Annotated in this window: 12 protein-coding genes, 3 pseudogenes and 1 other annotated feature; of the genes and pseudogenes, 13 read left to right on the forward strand and 2 right to left on the reverse strand. The window is 42.9% G+C overall.

The window, feature by feature from the left end; translation table 11 throughout:
• Window positions 1-18: 18 nt before the first annotated feature.
• Window positions 19-105: pseudogene (locus I4V44_RS18050) on the forward strand (DUF6783 domain-containing protein); the annotation flags it as partial.
• Here the strand turns inward: I4V44_RS18050 and I4V44_RS18055 are convergent.
• Window positions 73-192, reverse strand: a pseudogene (locus I4V44_RS18055) (DUF6783 domain-containing protein); the annotation flags it as partial. The pseudogenes I4V44_RS18050 and I4V44_RS18055 overlap by 33 nt on opposite strands.
• Before the next feature lie 18 nt (window positions 193-210).
• Between I4V44_RS18055 and cysD the strand changes: the two are divergent.
• From cysD to I4V44_RS02525, 5 genes are all read left to right on the forward strand, one after another.
• The gene (cysD, locus tag I4V44_RS02505) at window positions 211-1,110 is read left to right on the forward strand and encodes a sulfate adenylyltransferase subunit CysD (protein WP_243280174.1); all 900 of its coding nucleotides are present in this window, start codon (window positions 211-213) and stop codon (window positions 1,108-1,110) included.
• Window position 1,111: 1 nt separating this feature from the next.
• Window positions 1,112-2,752, forward strand: a complete 1,641-nt coding sequence (locus tag I4V44_RS02510) for a sulfate adenylyltransferase subunit 1 (protein WP_196002275.1) — start codon at window positions 1,112-1,114, stop codon at window positions 2,750-2,752.
• A gap of 669 nt (window positions 2,753-3,421) precedes the next feature.
• On the forward strand, window positions 3,422-3,676 hold the full coding sequence (locus tag I4V44_RS02515) for a hypothetical protein (protein WP_008705184.1): 255 nt from the start codon (window positions 3,422-3,424) through the stop codon (window positions 3,674-3,676).
• An 18-nt stretch (window positions 3,677-3,694) separates the two neighbouring features.
• Complete coding sequence (locus tag I4V44_RS02520; RefSeq protein WP_196002276.1) at window positions 3,695-4,546, forward strand: SGNH/GDSL hydrolase family protein; 852 nt, start codon at window positions 3,695-3,697, stop codon at window positions 4,544-4,546.
• Window positions 4,547-4,811: 265 nt separating this feature from the next.
• Window positions 4,812-6,329, forward strand: coding sequence for a 4Fe-4S dicluster domain-containing protein (locus tag I4V44_RS02525; RefSeq protein WP_022380573.1), 1,518 nt, complete (start codon window positions 4,812-4,814; stop codon window positions 6,327-6,329).
• Window positions 6,330-6,778: 449 nt separating this feature from the next.
• Here the strand turns inward: I4V44_RS02525 and I4V44_RS02530 are convergent, their stop codons facing one another.
• A complete protein-coding gene (locus I4V44_RS02530; protein ID WP_196002277.1) occupies window positions 6,779-7,879 on the reverse strand; it encodes an FAD:protein FMN transferase in 1,101 nt (366 codons plus the stop codon).
• 190 nt (window positions 7,880-8,069) lie between these two features.
• Between I4V44_RS02530 and I4V44_RS02535 the strand changes: the two genes are divergently transcribed.
• From I4V44_RS02535 to rpoB, 7 genes and pseudogenes are all read left to right on the forward strand, one after another.
• On the forward strand, window positions 8,070-8,252 hold the full coding sequence (locus tag I4V44_RS02535; RefSeq protein ID WP_008705180.1) for a DUF6472 family protein: 183 nt from the start codon (window positions 8,070-8,072) through the stop codon (window positions 8,250-8,252).
• Between the two features lie 47 nt (window positions 8,253-8,299).
• A pseudogene (gene upp / locus I4V44_RS02540) lies at window positions 8,300-8,928 on the forward strand (uracil phosphoribosyltransferase).
• A gap of 200 nt (window positions 8,929-9,128) precedes the next feature.
• Window positions 9,129-9,314: a hypothetical protein gene (locus tag I4V44_RS02545; RefSeq protein ID WP_196002278.1), complete on the forward strand. Its 186-nt coding sequence runs from the start codon at window positions 9,129-9,131 to the stop codon at window positions 9,312-9,314.
• 21 nt (window positions 9,315-9,335) lie between these two features.
• Window positions 9,336-9,478 (forward strand) — a sequence feature (ribosomal protein L10 leader region).
• Window positions 9,479-9,519: 41 nt separating this feature from the next.
• Window positions 9,520-10,023 carry a 50S ribosomal protein L10 gene (gene rplJ, locus I4V44_RS02550; RefSeq protein WP_025580230.1) on the forward strand — a complete coding sequence of 168 codons (504 nt, stop codon included), beginning with the start codon at window positions 9,520-9,522 and terminating at the stop codon, window positions 10,021-10,023.
• Window positions 10,024-10,133: 110 nt separating this feature from the next.
• The gene (rplL, locus tag I4V44_RS02555; RefSeq protein ID WP_008705176.1) at window positions 10,134-10,505 is read left to right on the forward strand and encodes a 50S ribosomal protein L7/L12; all 372 of its coding nucleotides are present in this window, start codon (window positions 10,134-10,136) and stop codon (window positions 10,503-10,505) included.
• Window positions 10,506-10,592: 87 nt separating this feature from the next.
• Complete coding sequence (locus I4V44_RS02560; RefSeq protein WP_196002279.1) at window positions 10,593-12,683, forward strand: right-handed parallel beta-helix repeat-containing protein; 2,091 nt, start codon at window positions 10,593-10,595, stop codon at window positions 12,681-12,683.
• Window positions 12,684-12,892: 209 nt separating this feature from the next.
• A complete protein-coding gene (rpoB, locus tag I4V44_RS02565; protein ID WP_196002280.1) occupies window positions 12,893-16,753 on the forward strand; it encodes a DNA-directed RNA polymerase subunit beta in 3,861 nt (1,286 codons plus the stop codon).
• Window position 16,754: the final 1 nt, after the last annotated feature.

The raw sequence follows: 16,754 nt of genomic DNA on the forward strand, positions 1-16,754 counted from the left end.
AAAAATGCTTTACGCAAGATGTGCGTCACAATTTGTGGGAGATTTTGTTCGGATGAGGGCGTCGTAGCGGGCTACGACAACCGAATTCGGACAAAATATACCGCAAAGTGGGGCGTGCAGATTGCGGGAATGATTTTTCAGACACGCTCTAGTGTATTTGCTCAAGTACGAAAAGATTCCGAGTATAAACAAACAGAGGAGGATAATGCAATGAGTAACTTATCTCATCTTGATGCGCTTGAGGCAGAGGCGATTTATATTATGCGAGAAGTAGCAGCCGAGTGTGAAAAGCCGGTTATGCTCTATTCTATAGGAAAGGACAGCTCCGTTATGCTCCATCTGGCGATGAAGGCATTTTACCCGGAGAAACCGCCTTTTCCCTTTCTTCACATTGATACTACATGGAAATTCCATGAGATGATCGAATTCCGCGACAGAATCGCAAAGGAAAACGGAATTGATATGCTGGTTTACACCAATGAAGAGGGTGTAAAGGCAGGAATCAACCCATTTGACAATGGTTCTGCATATACAGATATCATGAAAACACAGGCCTTAAAACAGGCTCTGACCAAATATGAATTTACAGCGGCATTTGGAGGCGGCCGTCGTGATGAGGAGAAATCCAGAGCAAAAGAAAGAATTTTCTCTTTCCGTAATTCAGCTCAGGCATGGGATCCGAAAAACCAGAGACCGGAGATGTGGAAGCTTTATAACACTAAGATCCAGAAGGGAGAGAGTATGCGAGTATTCCCAATTTCCAACTGGACAGAAAAGGATATCTGGCAGTACATTCAGCGTGAAAATATCGAAATTGTACCGTTATATTTTGCGAAAGAAAGACCGGTCATCTACAGAGACGGAAATATCATTATGGTGGATGATGACAGATTAAAACTCCGTCCGGGTGAAAAGATTGAAAACAAAAAAGTCAGATTCCGTACTCTTGGATGCTATCCGCTTACTGGAGGTATTGAATCTGAAGCAGATACTCTGGATGAGATTATTGATGAGACGTTAAGTGCTGTTTCTTCTGAACGTACCAGCAGGGTGATCGACCACGAGGCAGCAGGCAGCATGGAGAGAAGAAAGAGAGAGGGGTATTTCTAGAATGAAAGGATTATTGAAATTTATTACATGCGGAAGTGTGGATGATGGAAAATCCACTCTGATCGGACATATTCTTTATGATGCAAAGCTTCTCTATACAGATCAGGAGAAAGCTCTGGAGCTGGATTCCAAAGTAGGAAGCAGAGGCGGTGCCATTGATTATTCTCTTCTTCTGGACGGTCTGATGGCAGAACGTGAACAGGGAATCACCATTGATGTTGCATACCGTTATTTTACAACAGATAACAGAAGCTTCATTGTTGCAGATACACCCGGACATGAAGAATATACAAGAAACATGGCAGTGGGTGCGTCCTTTGCAGATCTGGCAGTTATCCTGGTGGATGCTTCACAGGGAGTACTGGTACAGACAAGACGTCATGCAAGAATCTGCGCATTGATGGGAATCCGTTACTTTGTATTTGCAGTAAACAAAATGGATCTTATTGAATATGATGAAAAACGTTTCCGCGGCATTGAGAATCAGATTGCAGCACTGATAGAAGAACTGAAACTTGCCAATGTAACTATTATTCCGGTATCTGCCACAGAAGGTGACAACGTTACAACCAAATCTGACAACATGCCATGGTATAAAGGTGAGGCGCTTCTTTCCCATCTGGAAACCGTAGACATTAAGGAAGATACAGAGAAGGGCTTCTATATGCCTGTACAGAGAGTCTGCAGACCAAACCATGAGTTTCGCGGATTCCAGGGACAGATTGAAAATGGTGCCATCAGGGCAGGCGACCTTGTGACTACTCTTCCCAGTAAAGAAGAAGCTCATGTAAAGAGTATTCTTGTTGGCGATAAAGAAGTTCAGGAAGCTGTACAGGGACAGCCTGTTACCATCCAGCTTGACAGAGAAGTAGATGTTTCCCGTGGATGTGTACTCACCATTGATTCCGGCGCAGTTCTTACAGACTCTGTGGAAGCAGATATCCTCTGGATGGATGACAATGCTCTTACGGATGGCAAGAACTTCTTTGTAAAAATCGGTACAAAGATGATCCCCGGCCTAGTTACAAAGATCAATTATTCTGTGGATGTTAATACAGGTGAAAAGAAAAGCGCATATACCTTAAAGAAGAATGAGATTGCTTCCTGTACTCTGGAATTCTCAGAGAAGATCGTTGTAGACGAATTTGACAGGCACAGAACACTGGGTGAGCTGATCCTGATAGATCGTGTCACAAATATGACTTCTGCCTGCGGTGTTGTGAGAAAAACCTTTGTTTCTCAGGATAGATCTCAGATCGGAAAAGTGGACGAGCAGGTTCGTGCAGGACTGAAAGGTCAGACACCGGTAGTAGTGGAATTCCCGATCGGTAAAGAAGGAATCACTCTTGATTTTGCAGAGCAGGTAGAAAAGGGACTGACTGTACTTGGAAAACATACCTATCTGTATCAGCCGGCAGCGAGTGAAAACTATGCAGAAACTGTCCGCCATCTTAAGGCAGCAGGTCTGATCGTACTTCTTGTTCTTGATGAAAATACAGCAAAAGACGAGACATTAAAGACTCTGGATGGTTTCTATGCGAACTGGCAGATTGACGGAATCACTGTGAAAGATGCGATTGATTTCGTGAAAAAGAAATCTGCATTTACAGTGCAGAGTGTACATGATGGAAATTATATCTGATTATAACAGGGCTATAAATCGCCGCAGAGACAAAGAAAGTCTCTGCGGTATTTTGTTTTCTTGACAAGTGTCGTTACAGCGGATTATACTTATTTTCAAATATCCAGAATCCATAATAATACAGACAGGAAAGATAACAGAAATATGCAAACGAACAATGAAAGTAAACAAAACCAAAAAAAGAGATGATGCTTGGAACTTTGTTTGTAATTGCTACGATCATTATTTTGGCGATACCAACGAAAAAAAGACAGAAATAAAGATGAGTGAATATCGATCAGAATATAGAATGGGCAATTGGTTACTGTTCACACACCACTATCCCGCGAGGTGTTTTGGCATGAATATGCCAAAATCCCGAGACATATAAGCCAAAATTCCATTGCCACAGGCAATCTGGAATGAATTTTGGCTAAGTTACTGTGAACGGAGTGAACAGTAACGGCAATTGTGAAGTGGCATTCAGATTACATATTATGCAGCAGAGTATGATATAATTCGTTTTGTATAATGGCGTCAGGATTAAGAGCATATGTAGAGCTGTGTAGCGAAGCGGATTGCGAATATCTGTTTGACTTTTGATGGGTGTACACGAGAACATTTTTTTACAGTGAAAGTTATCTGTATTATATTACAGAGGGTACTGTACAGATAATCAGGAGGTATTTTATGCGTTTGGAAAAAGTACAGGAAGCGTTAAAAACAAAGAAAATTCATTATGAATATACAGAGGAAAACGGATGCGGAAGCATCGACTTTATGTTTCGCGGTCTGAGATTCCATATATGGGAATATGAAGATCGTGTCTGGGGAGCGGAGACAAACGTGTTCGAAGCAGGCAGAAGCCAGGATATTGAGGGAGATTACGAGGAAATTATTTCCGGAGAAATCCTCTCATGGCCGGATATGCTGCCTGGGATGTAAGTATTACTGCAGAAGGGAATGATATTTACGAAAAAATATAGAACCGGACAAATTGTATTAACTGCATGTATTGTAGCTGTCTGTATGTTTTCAAATGCCCATGGGACAGAAGCGGCAGGTCCGCCGGCACCGAAAACTCTGACAGTTACACCGACAGAAAAATCGAAATCAACAGCAAAGTCAAAGTCTGCGTCAACATCAAAGTCCAAATCAACACCGAAATCTAAATCGGCACTAACACAAAAACCTGAAGCAACACCAATACCTGCATCTACTCCAACACCGGAGCAGGAAGCTGAGACAGATAAACAGAAACCGGCAGATCAGGGAACTTTAAGCAAGCCAGATCATCCGGATACTATCTCCGCAGATAAACTGGTATTTATCGGAGATTCCAGAACAGAGGGATTGAGGGATGCGGTAAATGATGACAGCATTTGGTCCTGTCTTTCTTCTATGGGATATGACTGGATGGTATCTACAGGAGTGCCTCAGGTAGAAGATCAGATTGAGGACAATACAGCGGTTATTATTCTGATGGGTGTTAATGACCTGTATCATGTTAATGACTACATCAGCTATATTAATTCCAAAGCTGCCGAATGGGGAAACAGGGGAGCGCAGACTTATTTTGTGTCTGTAGGTCCGGTGCAGAATGATCCCTATTGCAGTAATGCGGAGATTGAAAGCTTCAATGCGGCAATGCAGGCAAATCTGAGCGGGGTTACCTACATAGATGTATATTCCCATCTGGTATCTGAGGGATTTTCTACCGTAGACGGAACCCACTATCCGGACAGTGTGTCTGTAGATATTTATAATTATATTCTGGATCATCTGGAGGAACAGAGGAGTGGAATCTGGGGATAACAACATATGAACAGCAACTTCGGGGGCGACAATTCAGCGAAAATTCTGATGTTGTGTTGAGCCTGGAAGCATTTGGTGATATGATATGCAGATAAGAAAACGGAAATGAGCGGAATTTCGTTTCTCTGTGAAGTGGCTGAAAGTTCAGCAGGAGGAAAAATGAGTGTGCTGATTGCAGCAGTGATGAAATTATAAATGGAAATTGTTCGGTGTCCCTGCATTGGATTGCCGTACAGTTATCCGAATCGAAAATCAGGAGGAAAAAATGAGAGGACTGTATTCATCCAAAACAGAAATCAGACACAAAATTTTTACAGAAATTGCGAGGATGGCATATGAAGGCCAGTCTCCGGAGATGCTGGAAGAGCTTCCCTACAAGATCGTACCCGGTGAAATTGCGACTTATCGTGACAGTATTTTTCTGGAAAGAGCGGTAGTTGGTGAGAGACTCCGCGTTGCAATGGGGATGTCACTGAGAAAGGTTACAGAGCATGCGCCAATTTCCAAAGGTGTGGAGGCCAGCGTTATTGAGGAAAAGTATTATGAACCGCCGCTTATCAATGTGATCAAGTTTGCCTGTAATTCCTGCCCTGAAAAAAGGGTAATGATCACAGAGGGCTGTCAGGGGTGCCTGGAGCATCCCTGTGTGGAAGTCTGTCCAAAGAAAGCAGTGCATATGGAAGGCGGCAGATCCCATATTGATGAAGATGCCTGTATCAAATGCGGAAAGTGTCTGGAAGCCTGTCCGTATAATGCAATCATCAAACAGGAACGTCCATGTTCAAAGGCATGCGGTATGAATGCTATTGGCTCTGATGAATATGGAAGAGCAGAGATTGATCAGGATAAATGTGTATCCTGCGGACAATGTCTGGTAAGTTGTCCGTTCAGTGCTATTGTAGACAAAGGACAGATTTTCCAGACTATTATGGCATTAAAAAGTGAAACACCGGTGTATGCAATCGTGGCGCCTGCCATTGCAGGCCAGTTTCCGGGTATGGAGAATAATAAGATACGGGGAGCATTTCAGGCACTTGGCTTTACAGATGTAAGAGAGGTTGCCGTCGGTGCAGATCTGTGCACAGTGGAGGAGGCAAAGGACTTTTTGGAAGAAGTTCCTGAGAAACTTCCTTTCATGGCTACATCCTGTTGTCCGTCCTGGTCTATGATGGCTAAGAAATTATTCCCGGAACAGGCGAAATGTATCTCTATGGCACTGACACCTATGGTTCTCACTGCAAGGCTGATCAAGCAGAAGGAACCAGATTGTAAGATCGTTTTCGTAGGTCCCTGTGCAGCCAAGAAGCTGGAAGCCAGCCGTAAGAGTATCCGCAGCTATGTGGATTTTGTGCTGACCTTCGAGGAAGTAGCAGGAATGTTTGATGCCAAAGGCGTGGACTGGAAAGATATTCCGGAAGGAGAACCACTGTTTCATGCCAGTGCTGACGGAAGAGGTTTCGCAGTCAGCGGTGGTGTGGCAGAAGCGGTTGTCCATGCGGTGAAGCGTATTGATCCTGATCGGGAAGTAAAGGTAATGAATGCAGAAGGTCTGCAGAACTGTAAGAAGATGCTCCAGATGGCCAAGATTGGTAAATATAATGGATATCTTTTGGAAGGAATGGCATGTCCGGGCGGCTGTGTAGCAGGTGCCGGTACTATCCAGACAGTTAAAAAAGCAGCAGCAGCTCTCGAAAAAATGAAGAAAGAGGCTTCGTTTACAGATGCCTATGACTCCAAATACAGAGCAAGACTGGAAAGCCTGGAGAAATTTGATGTGGAGTGAGATTCTGACTGAATCAGTGAAATCCTATATGGATTGCAAGTGTTTGAATGCAATCAGTATATAGCAGACTAAAAATGAATAATCGTCAGAAGAACTGTCAGGCTGAGTGATAAGTTTAACTGAATAGGGTAAGTCCCCTGCGGAGATTGCGAAAAGCAATAAGCAGGGGACTTTTGTCATCTGTACAAGGTTGACTTAAATCAAAAAAAGTTTCATATAGGTCATGAAATAATTAACAGTATGTTGACTGAGATTTTATAGAATAATAAATTAAGTCAAGCGAACAGGCAAAAATATTTGACTGGAAATTTATAAATAGCAAATTAGGTCAAGAAATTAGTGTGGATTGTATGACTTGAAAATTAAAATCTATTGATTAAGTCAAAACACCAGTTAATAATTGTTGATTTATATTTCTGTTTTTTCAATTTAAGTCATCAGAGACAGATTTATTCTGTTTCCGTAACTTTGATTTTTTTCTGGAAATCTCTGGTATATTGAATCTCATAATCAGAAGTTACGAAAAATGCCTGTACATCGTCCAGAGACTCGGCCAGTTTCATGCCATCCTCCAGACCAAGAGCAAAGCAGGTCGTGCTCAGCGCATCCCCATCCACAGACTGATCGGAAATAATGGTAACTGCAATCAGCCCGTTATCATAAGGATAGCCGGTTTTAGGATTGAGCAGGTGATGATACAAAGTGCCATCCTGTTCAAAGCATCTCTCATAAATTCCTGAGGAAACCACTGACTTATCCCTGATGTCCATAACAGCAATAGTTTCGCTTCGGTCTGCAAATGGTTTCTGGATCCCGATCTTAAAAGCAGAATTGTCTGTTTTTTCGCCAATACAGAGAACATTTCCGCCAAGATTGATGATCGCACTTTTTACATCCTGAGAAACCAGATAATCCTTCAGGCGGTCTGCGATATAACCCTTGGCAATGGCACCGAGTTCGATTGCAGTATCGTCTGTCTTTAATGTAATCTCATTTTTATCTGTATCAACAGAGATATTGTGATAATTACATTTGGGCAGTGCTGCCTGGATCAGACTGTCCTTGGGTACTTTTGGATTTTCAGCAGTAAAATCCCACAGAGAAGTCAGCGGTTCAATAGCAATATCAAATGCACCCTCAGATAATACAGAATAATCAAGTCCCTTAGAAACCAGCTCCGCCAGAGAAGCCGACACCTGATAAGTATCCTCTGTCCCCTTCACAGGTGTAAGTTCCCGATGGTTTAACTGATATAATTCACTGTCATCTGCGGTGCGGCTGAATATTTTCTCATACTTGTCACAAAGATTCATGCATTCTGTAAGCAGCTCTCTGTCCTGAGAATCATAGATAGTGACCGTAACTGCAGTATTCAGTTTGATCGCAGTGGCAGAGATGGGATCTTGGGAACCGGCATCCGTATTTTTGACATTTTCCGTTTTTGCCGAACATCCGGAAAAAACAGCCGGACATAATATAAGAGATGCTGCGAGCATTGAAAAAGTACAGCGTGTTATTAATTTTTTTGCAGATATATGATATAATGTCATAAATGTAACCTCATAGTTATTTTATGGAATTGCTATAAGCAATAGTTCAGGGAAGAAATATCTTTTGATCCCAACACCATAGTATATCAGAAACAGCAAACTTTGCACAGGTACAAAGGCAACAGAAAAAATCCAAAAGGAGATACCGGATAGAAATGAAATATGCCGGAAACAAAGAGAGGAGTAAATAATGTCCGATGCAGTAAACTGCGAATATTGTGTAAACTACAGTTATGATGACGACTATGAATGCTACACCTGTGAAATAAATCTTGACGAAGATGAAATGGTGAAGTTCATCACCGGAAACTTCAATCAGTGTCCATACTTCAAGATGGGTGACGAATACCGCATTGTACGTAAGCAGATGTAGAATTTATAAAAAGTAACAAATATTCAACTAAGCGAGGAATTAAGATAATGGAAAACGTTTATATTATGAACCATCCGCTGATCCAGCATAAAATATCCATGCTGAGAAACAAAAACACAGGAACAAATGAATTCCGTAAATTAGTAGAAGAGATTGGAATCCTCATGGGATACGAAGCTCTCCGGGATCTTCCTGTAGAAAATGTAGAAGTAGAAACCCCTATTGAAACCTGCATGACACCAATGATTTCAGGGAAAAAACTGGCGGTTATCCCTGTGCTCCGAGCAGGCCTTGGAATGGTAAACAGTATTCTCACACTTGTGCCATCTGCAAAAGTAGGCCATGTAGGACTCTATCGTGATCCTGTAACCCATGAACCACACGAATACTACTGCAAACTCCCGGAAGCAATTGATGAACGAATTTCAGTGATCGTAGATCCAATGCTCGCAACCGGTGGCTCCGCAGAAGCAGCCGTTGACTTTGTCAAAAAACAGGGCGGAAAAACATTAAATTCATGTGCATCATCGCAGCCCCTGAAGGACTCAGACGTCTCCACGAAGCACATCCGGATGTTCAGATTTACTGTGGACACCTTGATCGTGAATTAAACGACCACGCCTACATCTGCCCAGGCCTTGGAGATGCCGGAGATCGTATCTTTGGCACAATATAAGAATAACGTGATTCGTTACATCTTATACCTATACTGTACTATACTATACTGCGCATATGAAGAACTCACCCTGCATCAATATAGCAGAAAGTTGTTTTAGATACACTGACAATTCTCCAACTACCAGCGTAAGCAGGATTCTCTTTTGGGGTGAATCTTGCAGGGAGTGTAGCAACTCTTAGGCCTGCGGAATCTGCGTTATGAAAAAAGAAGGCAACTGTCTGAGCCGCAGGCGAGTTTTGCCTTCTTTTTTCATGCATTTAGCAGATTCTGCAGGCCTTAGAGTTCCTGCTCCCGAAACTGAACCCCAAAAGAGAATCCTGCTTACGCGTCCCTTAATGAAAAAATTCAATAAAAATCAAATAAAAACCGAAAAAACCTCTTGACAACCCAAATCTCATATGCTATCTTATACCAGAACGCTGCCGAAGACAGTAGGTGCCGCAAGGCATAAGTTATAAACGCCTACCGAGGACTAAGTATTCTTTATATTTTTATGTAAGATTACGCAAGCCCTACTGCCAGACAGTAAGGCTTTTTATTTACTCATTTGCAGCGGTATACAAAATCTATAAGGAGGTGTACCATTTCATGGCAAAAGTAGAACTTAAACAACCAATCGTAGACGAAATTATCAACAACGTGAAAGATGCAGAATCTGTAGTACTTGTTAACTACAGCGGTCTTACAGTTGAACAGGATACTGCTTTACGTAAGGAATTAAGAGAAGCTGGTGTTGTATACAAAGTATACAAAAACACAATGATGCATCGTGCATTCGAAGGTACTCAGTGCGAAGAACTTATCCAGCACTTACATGGAACAAACGCTATAGCAATCTCTGCTACAGACGCAACTGCTCCTGCAAGAATCCTTGATAAATTCGCAAAGAAAGCACCGGCTTTAGAATTAGTTGCAGGTATCGTTGAAGGAAACTACAACGATCAGGCAGGTATTCAGGCACTGGCTGGAATCCCGTCCAGAGAAGAACTTCTCGGCAAACTGCTTGGAAGCATCCAGTCTCCGATTACAAACTTCGCTCGTGTGCTTAATCAGATCGCTGAGAAAAACGGCTCTGAAGCAGCAGCTGAATAATTTTTAATGCCAGAGGCATAAAACGAATCTAGTAACTATTCGAAAATCACCATCCACGAGGATGCTGAAGAGTTACCGAATTAAATAATATTATATGGAGGGAATTTAAAATGGCAAAATTAACAACAGAAGAATTTATTGCAGCAATCAAAGAATTATCTGTATTAGAATTAAACGACTTAGTAAAAGCTTGTGAAGAAGAGTTTGGTGTATCCGCAGCAGCAGGTGTTGTAGTAGCAGCAGCTGGAGCAGCAGAAGCAGCAGAAGAGAAAGATGAGTTCGATGTAGAACTTGCAGAAGTTGGACCAAACAAAGTTAAAGTTATCAAAGTTGTTCGTGAAGTAACTGGCTTAGGTCTTAAAGAAGCTAAAGAAATGGTTGACGGAGCTCCTAAGGTTGTTAAAGAAGGCGCATCCAAAGCAGAAGCTGAAGATATCAAAACAAAACTTGAAGCTGAAGGTGCTAAGGTTAACCTTAAATAATTATCTTCCTATTATATATAGAAGATTTGTAAGCAGGAATGCCATTGGTATTCCTGCTTTTTTTACAGAGCCGGAGGATTACAGACTATGATGAAAAGAAATACGGCAGCCATATTTGGTATCATCATTGCAGCCCAGCTTTGCCTGACTCCATACGCAGGTGCAAAAGTACAGGCGGCTGAACTGGAAGAAGGACAGATGTTTGAAGATTCATCAGAAGATACAGAGACTTTTGAAGATGCGTCAATACCGGATACGCAGTCGGCAGAGAAACCTGAAGAGAATGAATTTGGGGATGACGACGGTTTCAGTGATGGAGACGTTGAAACTTTTTCGGCGGAGGATGCGGATCAGTCCTGCGAAAATATGCAGGAACTTGTGCTGAATGTGCAGGATGGAGAGGATATTACTGTAAAGTTAAATACACTGCTGGCACAGGCCAGGGACAGGGCAACGGATGAAAAGCAGTGTAAAGTTATCGTGCCGCCCGGAAATTACACACTTACGGGAACTTTGCATATGTACAGCAATATCTGTTTATATGCAGAGGGCGCCACAATAACAAAGACTTCACCGAGAAAAGAAATCCTGCTTCGTCTTGGCGATACACAGAAATCGGCAGGCGGATACGAGGGATACCGTAATATAACTATCGATGGCGGAACCTGGGATTCAAACTATGAATGTGTGGAAGACAAGGAAGGACCTGGAGGGTTTGTAGGTTTTAGGATCGGTCATGCTACGAATGTTGTAGTGAAGAATGTTACATTTCTTAATAACCTTAAATCGCATTTTCTGGAACTTGCAGGAGTGAAGAATGCGGAAGTTACCGGATGTACGTTCAGGGGCTACTGGAAAGAGTTTACAGGCGGCGGACAGGAATGTATCCAGCTGGATGCCTGTATGCCGAGAATTTTCCCGGGATATCTTCCATATGACGGAAGTGTCTGTGAGAACATTGTGATAAAGGATAATACCTTTGAAGATGTATTTGCCGGCATTGGAAGCCACAGCATGATGTTTGATAAACCGTATAAAAATATCACGATCAGTAACAACCGGTTTAATAATCTGAAAAAGAGAGCGATATGGTGCCTGAATTATCAGGATACGGTTGTGACGGGAAATACCATGACAAATGTGGGCGGTGGTGTTTATGTGCGTTCTGTTTATACCAGAAATGCACATACTGTCAGCGGTCAGGAAGTATCTCCGGAGGGAAATCAATATGCAGAGAACATTCTGATCGCTGATAATCAGATTACAGTCCTGGAGCCAACCGTAATAGATGGCAAACAGTGGAATGGATATGGAATCTGGATCACAGGCGAGGTATCACTGGGCTCTGCAGGAGAAACTATTCCTTCTGAAGATGATGATCCCGAGAATACAGCGAATCCGACGACCAATGGAATTCCGGTGGGAAGATATATTATTCGCGGAGTTACAGCCAGAAATAATACGATCAGCGGAAATTGCGACGGAATTAAATTTTCCCTTGCAGAAGACTGTTCATGCAGGGGGAACACAGTCAGACTTTCTGATAGTCATACCTACAACAATATGGGGATCAGTGTTGCCAAGGGAAGCAATATCAGAGTTTCTTATAACAATCTTTCCGGCGGAAACGGATATGGGGTTTATGCGGCCGGAACAGAGGCTTCACAGAAAATCTGCAGGATTTACGGAAATACAGTCTCCGGATTTATGAAAGATGGGATTCTGGCTTCAGGGCTTGCTGCAGGAAGCCGTATTGAACACAACAGAGTCAGTACCAGTGCGGCAAATGGCATACTTGTAAAATGTATTGATAAGAGTGTGGTTGATGGCAATTACAGTTTTAAAAATAAGGCAAGAGGAATTCTTCTGCAGAGATGTGAGTCAGCAATGGTAGCGGATAATTTTGTTTCTGAAAATGCGATCAATGGAATTGAACTCAATATAAGAAGCAATCATTCTTCTGTGCAGGGAAATGTCTGTGGTTCCAATAAAAAATCAGGTCTGCGCATTGCCGGATCAAAGGGGATTTCGGCAGACGGAAATTCCTTCCGCGGCAACAGAGGATATGCGGCGGAATTTATCCGTTCTCATATCAGCAGTTATAAAGGCAATCGTTTTGAAGAAAATGGATATTCAAATCGTATCCATGTAAGAAACAGTAAAATCCCGAAGAAATAGCGTTACTGTTCGCACCGTTCACAGTAACGAAATAGCGACTGTTGCAATTATTTGAAAAAATTAAAAAAATATCAAAAAAGTGATTGACAGGCGCAACTTGCTGTGCTATAGTGAAGAATGCTATATTATGGCAAGATGTGCCTTTATGTCTTTTGACAAAAAGGGTCAAGTTATAATAAATTTAAAGAAAAAACAGGGGTGAAACGTCAATGGAAAAAAACAGAATTCGTTCTGTAAAAACTGGAAAAAGCATGCGTATGAGCTACCAGAGACAAGAAGAAGTCCTGGAAATGCCAAACCTGATCGAAGTCCAGAGAGATTCTTATAAATGGTTTCTTGATGAAGGACTTAGGGAAGTCTTTGATGATATTTCTCCGATCGCGGACTACAGCGGAAAGCTCAGCCTGGAATTCATCGACTTTACATTTGACGAGAAGGATGCGAAATATACTATCGAACAGTGTAAAGAACGTGACGCAACTTACGCCGCACCTTTGAAGGTTCGAGTGAGACTGATTAACAAAGAAACAGAGGAAATCAACGAACACGAGATTTTCATGGGAGATTTACCGATCATGACTGTTACAGGTACCTTTGTCATCAATGGTGCAGAGCGAGTAATTGTCAGCCAGTTAGTACGTTCCCCTGGAATCTATTACGCAATCGCGCATGATAAACTTGGTAAGAGACTGTTCTCCAGTACTGTAATCCCGAACAGAGGTGCATGGCTGGAATATGAGACAGACTCTAATGATGTTTTCTATGTACGTGTTGACAGAACAAGAAAGGTTCCGATCACTGTTCTGATCCGAGCACTTGGTGTAGGAAGCAATGCAGAGATTATTGATCTTTTCGGTGAAGAGCCAAAGATCCTTGCAAGTTTTACAAAGGATACATCCACCAACTATCAGGAAGGTCTTCTTGAATTATACAAGAAAATCCGTCCGGGTGAGCCGCTTGCAGTTGAGAGTGCGGAGAGCCTTATCAATGCAATGTTCTTTGATCCGAGAAGATATGACCTTGCGAAAGTTGGACGTTATAAATTTAACAAGAAGCTCCACCTCAACAGAAGAATCGTTGGTCACAGACTGGCTGAGGATGTTGTTGATGCTTCTACAGGCGAAATCCTGGCAGAAGAAGGAACTGTTGTGACAAAAGAAATGGCAAATACCATCCAGAACAGCGCTGTTCCATATGTATGGATCCTTGGCGAGGAAGACCGCAGAATTAAGGTTCTCTCTAACTTAATGGTTGATATCCGCCACTATCTTCCGGAAATTGAAGATCCTAAGAGCATAGGTATTACAGAATTAGTATACTACCCTGTTCTTGAAAACATTCTGGAAGAAAATGACACATTAGAAGACAGAATCGCAGCGATCCACAGAGATATCCATGATCTGATTCCGAAGCATATCACAAGAGAAGATATTTTTGCTTCTATTAACTACAATATGCATCTGGAATATGGCCTTGGCAATGCCGATGATATCGACCACCTTGGCAACCGTCGTATCCGTGCTGTAGGTGAATTGCTTCAGAACCAGTACAGAATCGGTCTTTCCAGACTGGAACGTGTGGTTCGTGAGAGAATGACAACTCAGGACACAGAGAATATTTCTCCGCAGTCCCTGATCAATATCAAACCTGTAACTGCAGCAGTGAAGGAGTTCTTCGGTTCTTCCCAGCTGTCACAGTTCATGGATCAGAACAACCCTCTTGGTGAGCTGACCCATAAGAGACGTCTTTCCGCCCTGGGACCTGGCGGTCTGTCACGAGACAGAGCCGGATTCGAGGTTCGAGATGTCCATTACTCCCATTACGGAAGAATGTGCCCTGTTGAGACCCCTGAAGGTCCTAACATCGGTCTGATCAACTCCCTTGCATCTTATGCAAGAATCAATCAGTACGGATTTATCGAGGCACCTTACCGTAAGATCGACAAAACAGATCCTAAGAATCCTCGTGTAACAGATGAGGTTGTATATATGACCGCTGATGAAGAGGATAATTACCATGTAGCACAGGCCAACGAGCCTCTGGACGAAGAAGGACATTTCGTTCATAAGAATGTATCCGGTCGTTTCCGCGAAGAGACTCAGGAGTATGAGCGTCATATGTTTGATTACATGGACGTATCTCCTCGTATGGTATTTTCCGTTGCTACTGCCCTGATTCCGTTCTTGCAGAACGATGATGCTAACCGTGCGCTGATGGGATCAAACATGCAGCGTCAGGCTGTGCCGCTTCTGACAACAGAGGCTCCGGTAGTTGGTACTGGTATGGAAGTGAAGACAGCAGTTGACTCCGGTGTCTGCGTAGTTGCAAAGAAATCCGGTACTGTACTTCGTTCCACATCTACAGATATCAGCATTAAGAATGATGATGGTACAAAAGATGATTACCATCTGACTAAATATCTGAGAAGTAACCAGAGTAACTGTTATAACCAGAAACCAATCGTATTCCAGGGTGAGCACGTAGAGGCAGGACAGGTTATCGCAGATGGTCCTTCCACAGCAAACGGAGAACTTGCTCTTGGTAAGAACCCGCTGATCGGATTCATGACATGGGAAGGTTATAACTACGAGGATGCGGTACTCCTCAGTGAAAGACTTGTTATGGACGATGTTTATACATCTGTTCATATTGAAGAATATGAATGCGAAGCCCGTGATACCAAACTGGGACCGGAAGAGATCACACGTGATGTTCCTGGTGTGGGTGATGACGCTCTGAAGGATCTGGATGAGCGTGGTATTATCCGTATCGGTGCTGAAGTACGTGCCGGCGATATCCTTGTTGGTAAAGTTACTCCTAAGGGAGAGACAGAGCTTACTGCAGAAGAGAGACTTCTTCGTGCAATCTTTGGTGAGAAAGCACGTGAAGTACGTGATACTTCTCTGAAAGTACCTCACGGTGAATACGGTATTATCGTAGATGCCAAGGTATTTACAAGAGAGAACGGCGATGAGATGTCACCTGGTGTTAACCAGTCCGTACGTATCTACATCGCACAGAAGAGAAAGATTTCCGTTGGTGATAAGATGGCCGGACGTCATGGTAACAAGGGTGTTGTTTCCCGTGTACTTCCTGTTGAAGATATGCCATTCCTTCCGAACGGACGTCCTCTTGATATCGTGCTGAATCCTCTGGGTGTGCCTTCCCGAATGAATATCGGACAGGTCCTGGAGATTCACTTAAGCCTTGCTGCGAAAGCACTTGGATTCAACGTTGCAACTCCTATTTTCCAGGGTGCAAACGAGCATGATATCCAGGATACACTGGAACTTGCAAACGATTATGTAAACACAGAAGACTTTGAAGAGTTCCGCGAGAAATACAAAGACATTTTAGCACCGGATGTAATGCAGTATCTGGATGAGAACAAAGCCCACAGAGCACTGTGGAAGGGTGTTCCGATTTCCAGAGACGGTAAAGTGCGTCTGCGTGACGGCCGTACAGGAGAGTATTTCGACAGTCCTGTAACAATTGGTCACATGCACTATCTGAAACTGCACCATCTGGTTGATGATAAGATCCATGCACGTTCTACAGGTCCTTACTCTCTGGTAACACAGCAGCCACTGGGTGGTAAAGCACAGTTCGGTGGACAGCGTTTTGGTGAGATGGAGGTTTGGGCACTGGAAGCATACGGTGCATCCTACACACTGCAGGAAATCCTGACAGTAAAATCCGATGATGTTGTTGGACGTGTTAAGACATACGAAGCAATCATCAAGGGTGACAATATTCCTGAGCCGGGTATTCCGGAATCCTTCAAGGTTCTCTTAAAAGAACTTCAGTCTCTTGGTCTGGATGTGAAGGTACTCAAGGATGACAATACAGAAGTACATCTTCTTGAATCTGTAGATTACGGTGACACAGACCTTCGTTCTGTCATCGAGGGAGATTCCAGAAGACATCATGACAGAGAAGAAGACTACGGCAAACATGGCTATACAAAGCAGGAGTTTGACGGAGAAGAACTCGTTGACATTGACGAGGATGAAGATGAGGATGACTTCATTGAGCTGGATGAGGCTCTTGAAGACAATGACGAAGAGTAAG

The organism is Blautia sp. 1001283B150304_161114_C9 (assembly GCF_015668165.1).
Taxonomy (GTDB): Bacteria; Bacillota; Clostridia; order Lachnospirales; family Lachnospiraceae; genus Blautia_A; species Blautia_A wexlerae.

What these genes read in the sequence shown, in the direction of transcription:
- cysD (WP_243280174.1), top strand. Translation starts at nt 211, where the DNA reads ATGAGTAACTTATCTCATCTTGATGCGCTTGAGGCAGAGGCGATTTAT.
- I4V44_RS02510 (WP_196002275.1), top strand. Translation starts at nt 1,112, where the DNA reads ATGAAAGGATTATTGAAATTTATTACATGCGGAAGTGTGGATGATGGA.
- I4V44_RS02515 (WP_008705184.1), top strand. Translation starts at nt 3,422, where the DNA reads ATGCGTTTGGAAAAAGTACAGGAAGCGTTAAAAACAAAGAAAATTCAT.
- I4V44_RS02520 (WP_196002276.1), top strand. Translation starts at nt 3,695, where the DNA reads ATGATATTTACGAAAAAATATAGAACCGGACAAATTGTATTAACTGCA.
- I4V44_RS02525 (WP_022380573.1), top strand. Translation starts at nt 4,812, where the DNA reads ATGAGAGGACTGTATTCATCCAAAACAGAAATCAGACACAAAATTTTT.
- I4V44_RS02530 (WP_196002277.1), bottom strand. Translation starts at nt 7,879, where the DNA reads ATGACATTATATCATATATCTGCAAAAAAATTAATAACACGCTGTACT.
- I4V44_RS02535 (WP_008705180.1), top strand. Translation starts at nt 8,070, where the DNA reads ATGTCCGATGCAGTAAACTGCGAATATTGTGTAAACTACAGTTATGAT.
- I4V44_RS02545 (WP_196002278.1), top strand. Translation starts at nt 9,129, where the DNA reads ATGAAAAAAGAAGGCAACTGTCTGAGCCGCAGGCGAGTTTTGCCTTCT.
- rplJ (WP_025580230.1), top strand. Translation starts at nt 9,520, where the DNA reads ATGGCAAAAGTAGAACTTAAACAACCAATCGTAGACGAAATTATCAAC.
- rplL (WP_008705176.1), top strand. Translation starts at nt 10,134, where the DNA reads ATGGCAAAATTAACAACAGAAGAATTTATTGCAGCAATCAAAGAATTA.
- I4V44_RS02560 (WP_196002279.1), top strand. Translation starts at nt 10,593, where the DNA reads ATGATGAAAAGAAATACGGCAGCCATATTTGGTATCATCATTGCAGCC.
- rpoB (WP_196002280.1), top strand. Translation starts at nt 12,893, where the DNA reads ATGGAAAAAAACAGAATTCGTTCTGTAAAAACTGGAAAAAGCATGCGT.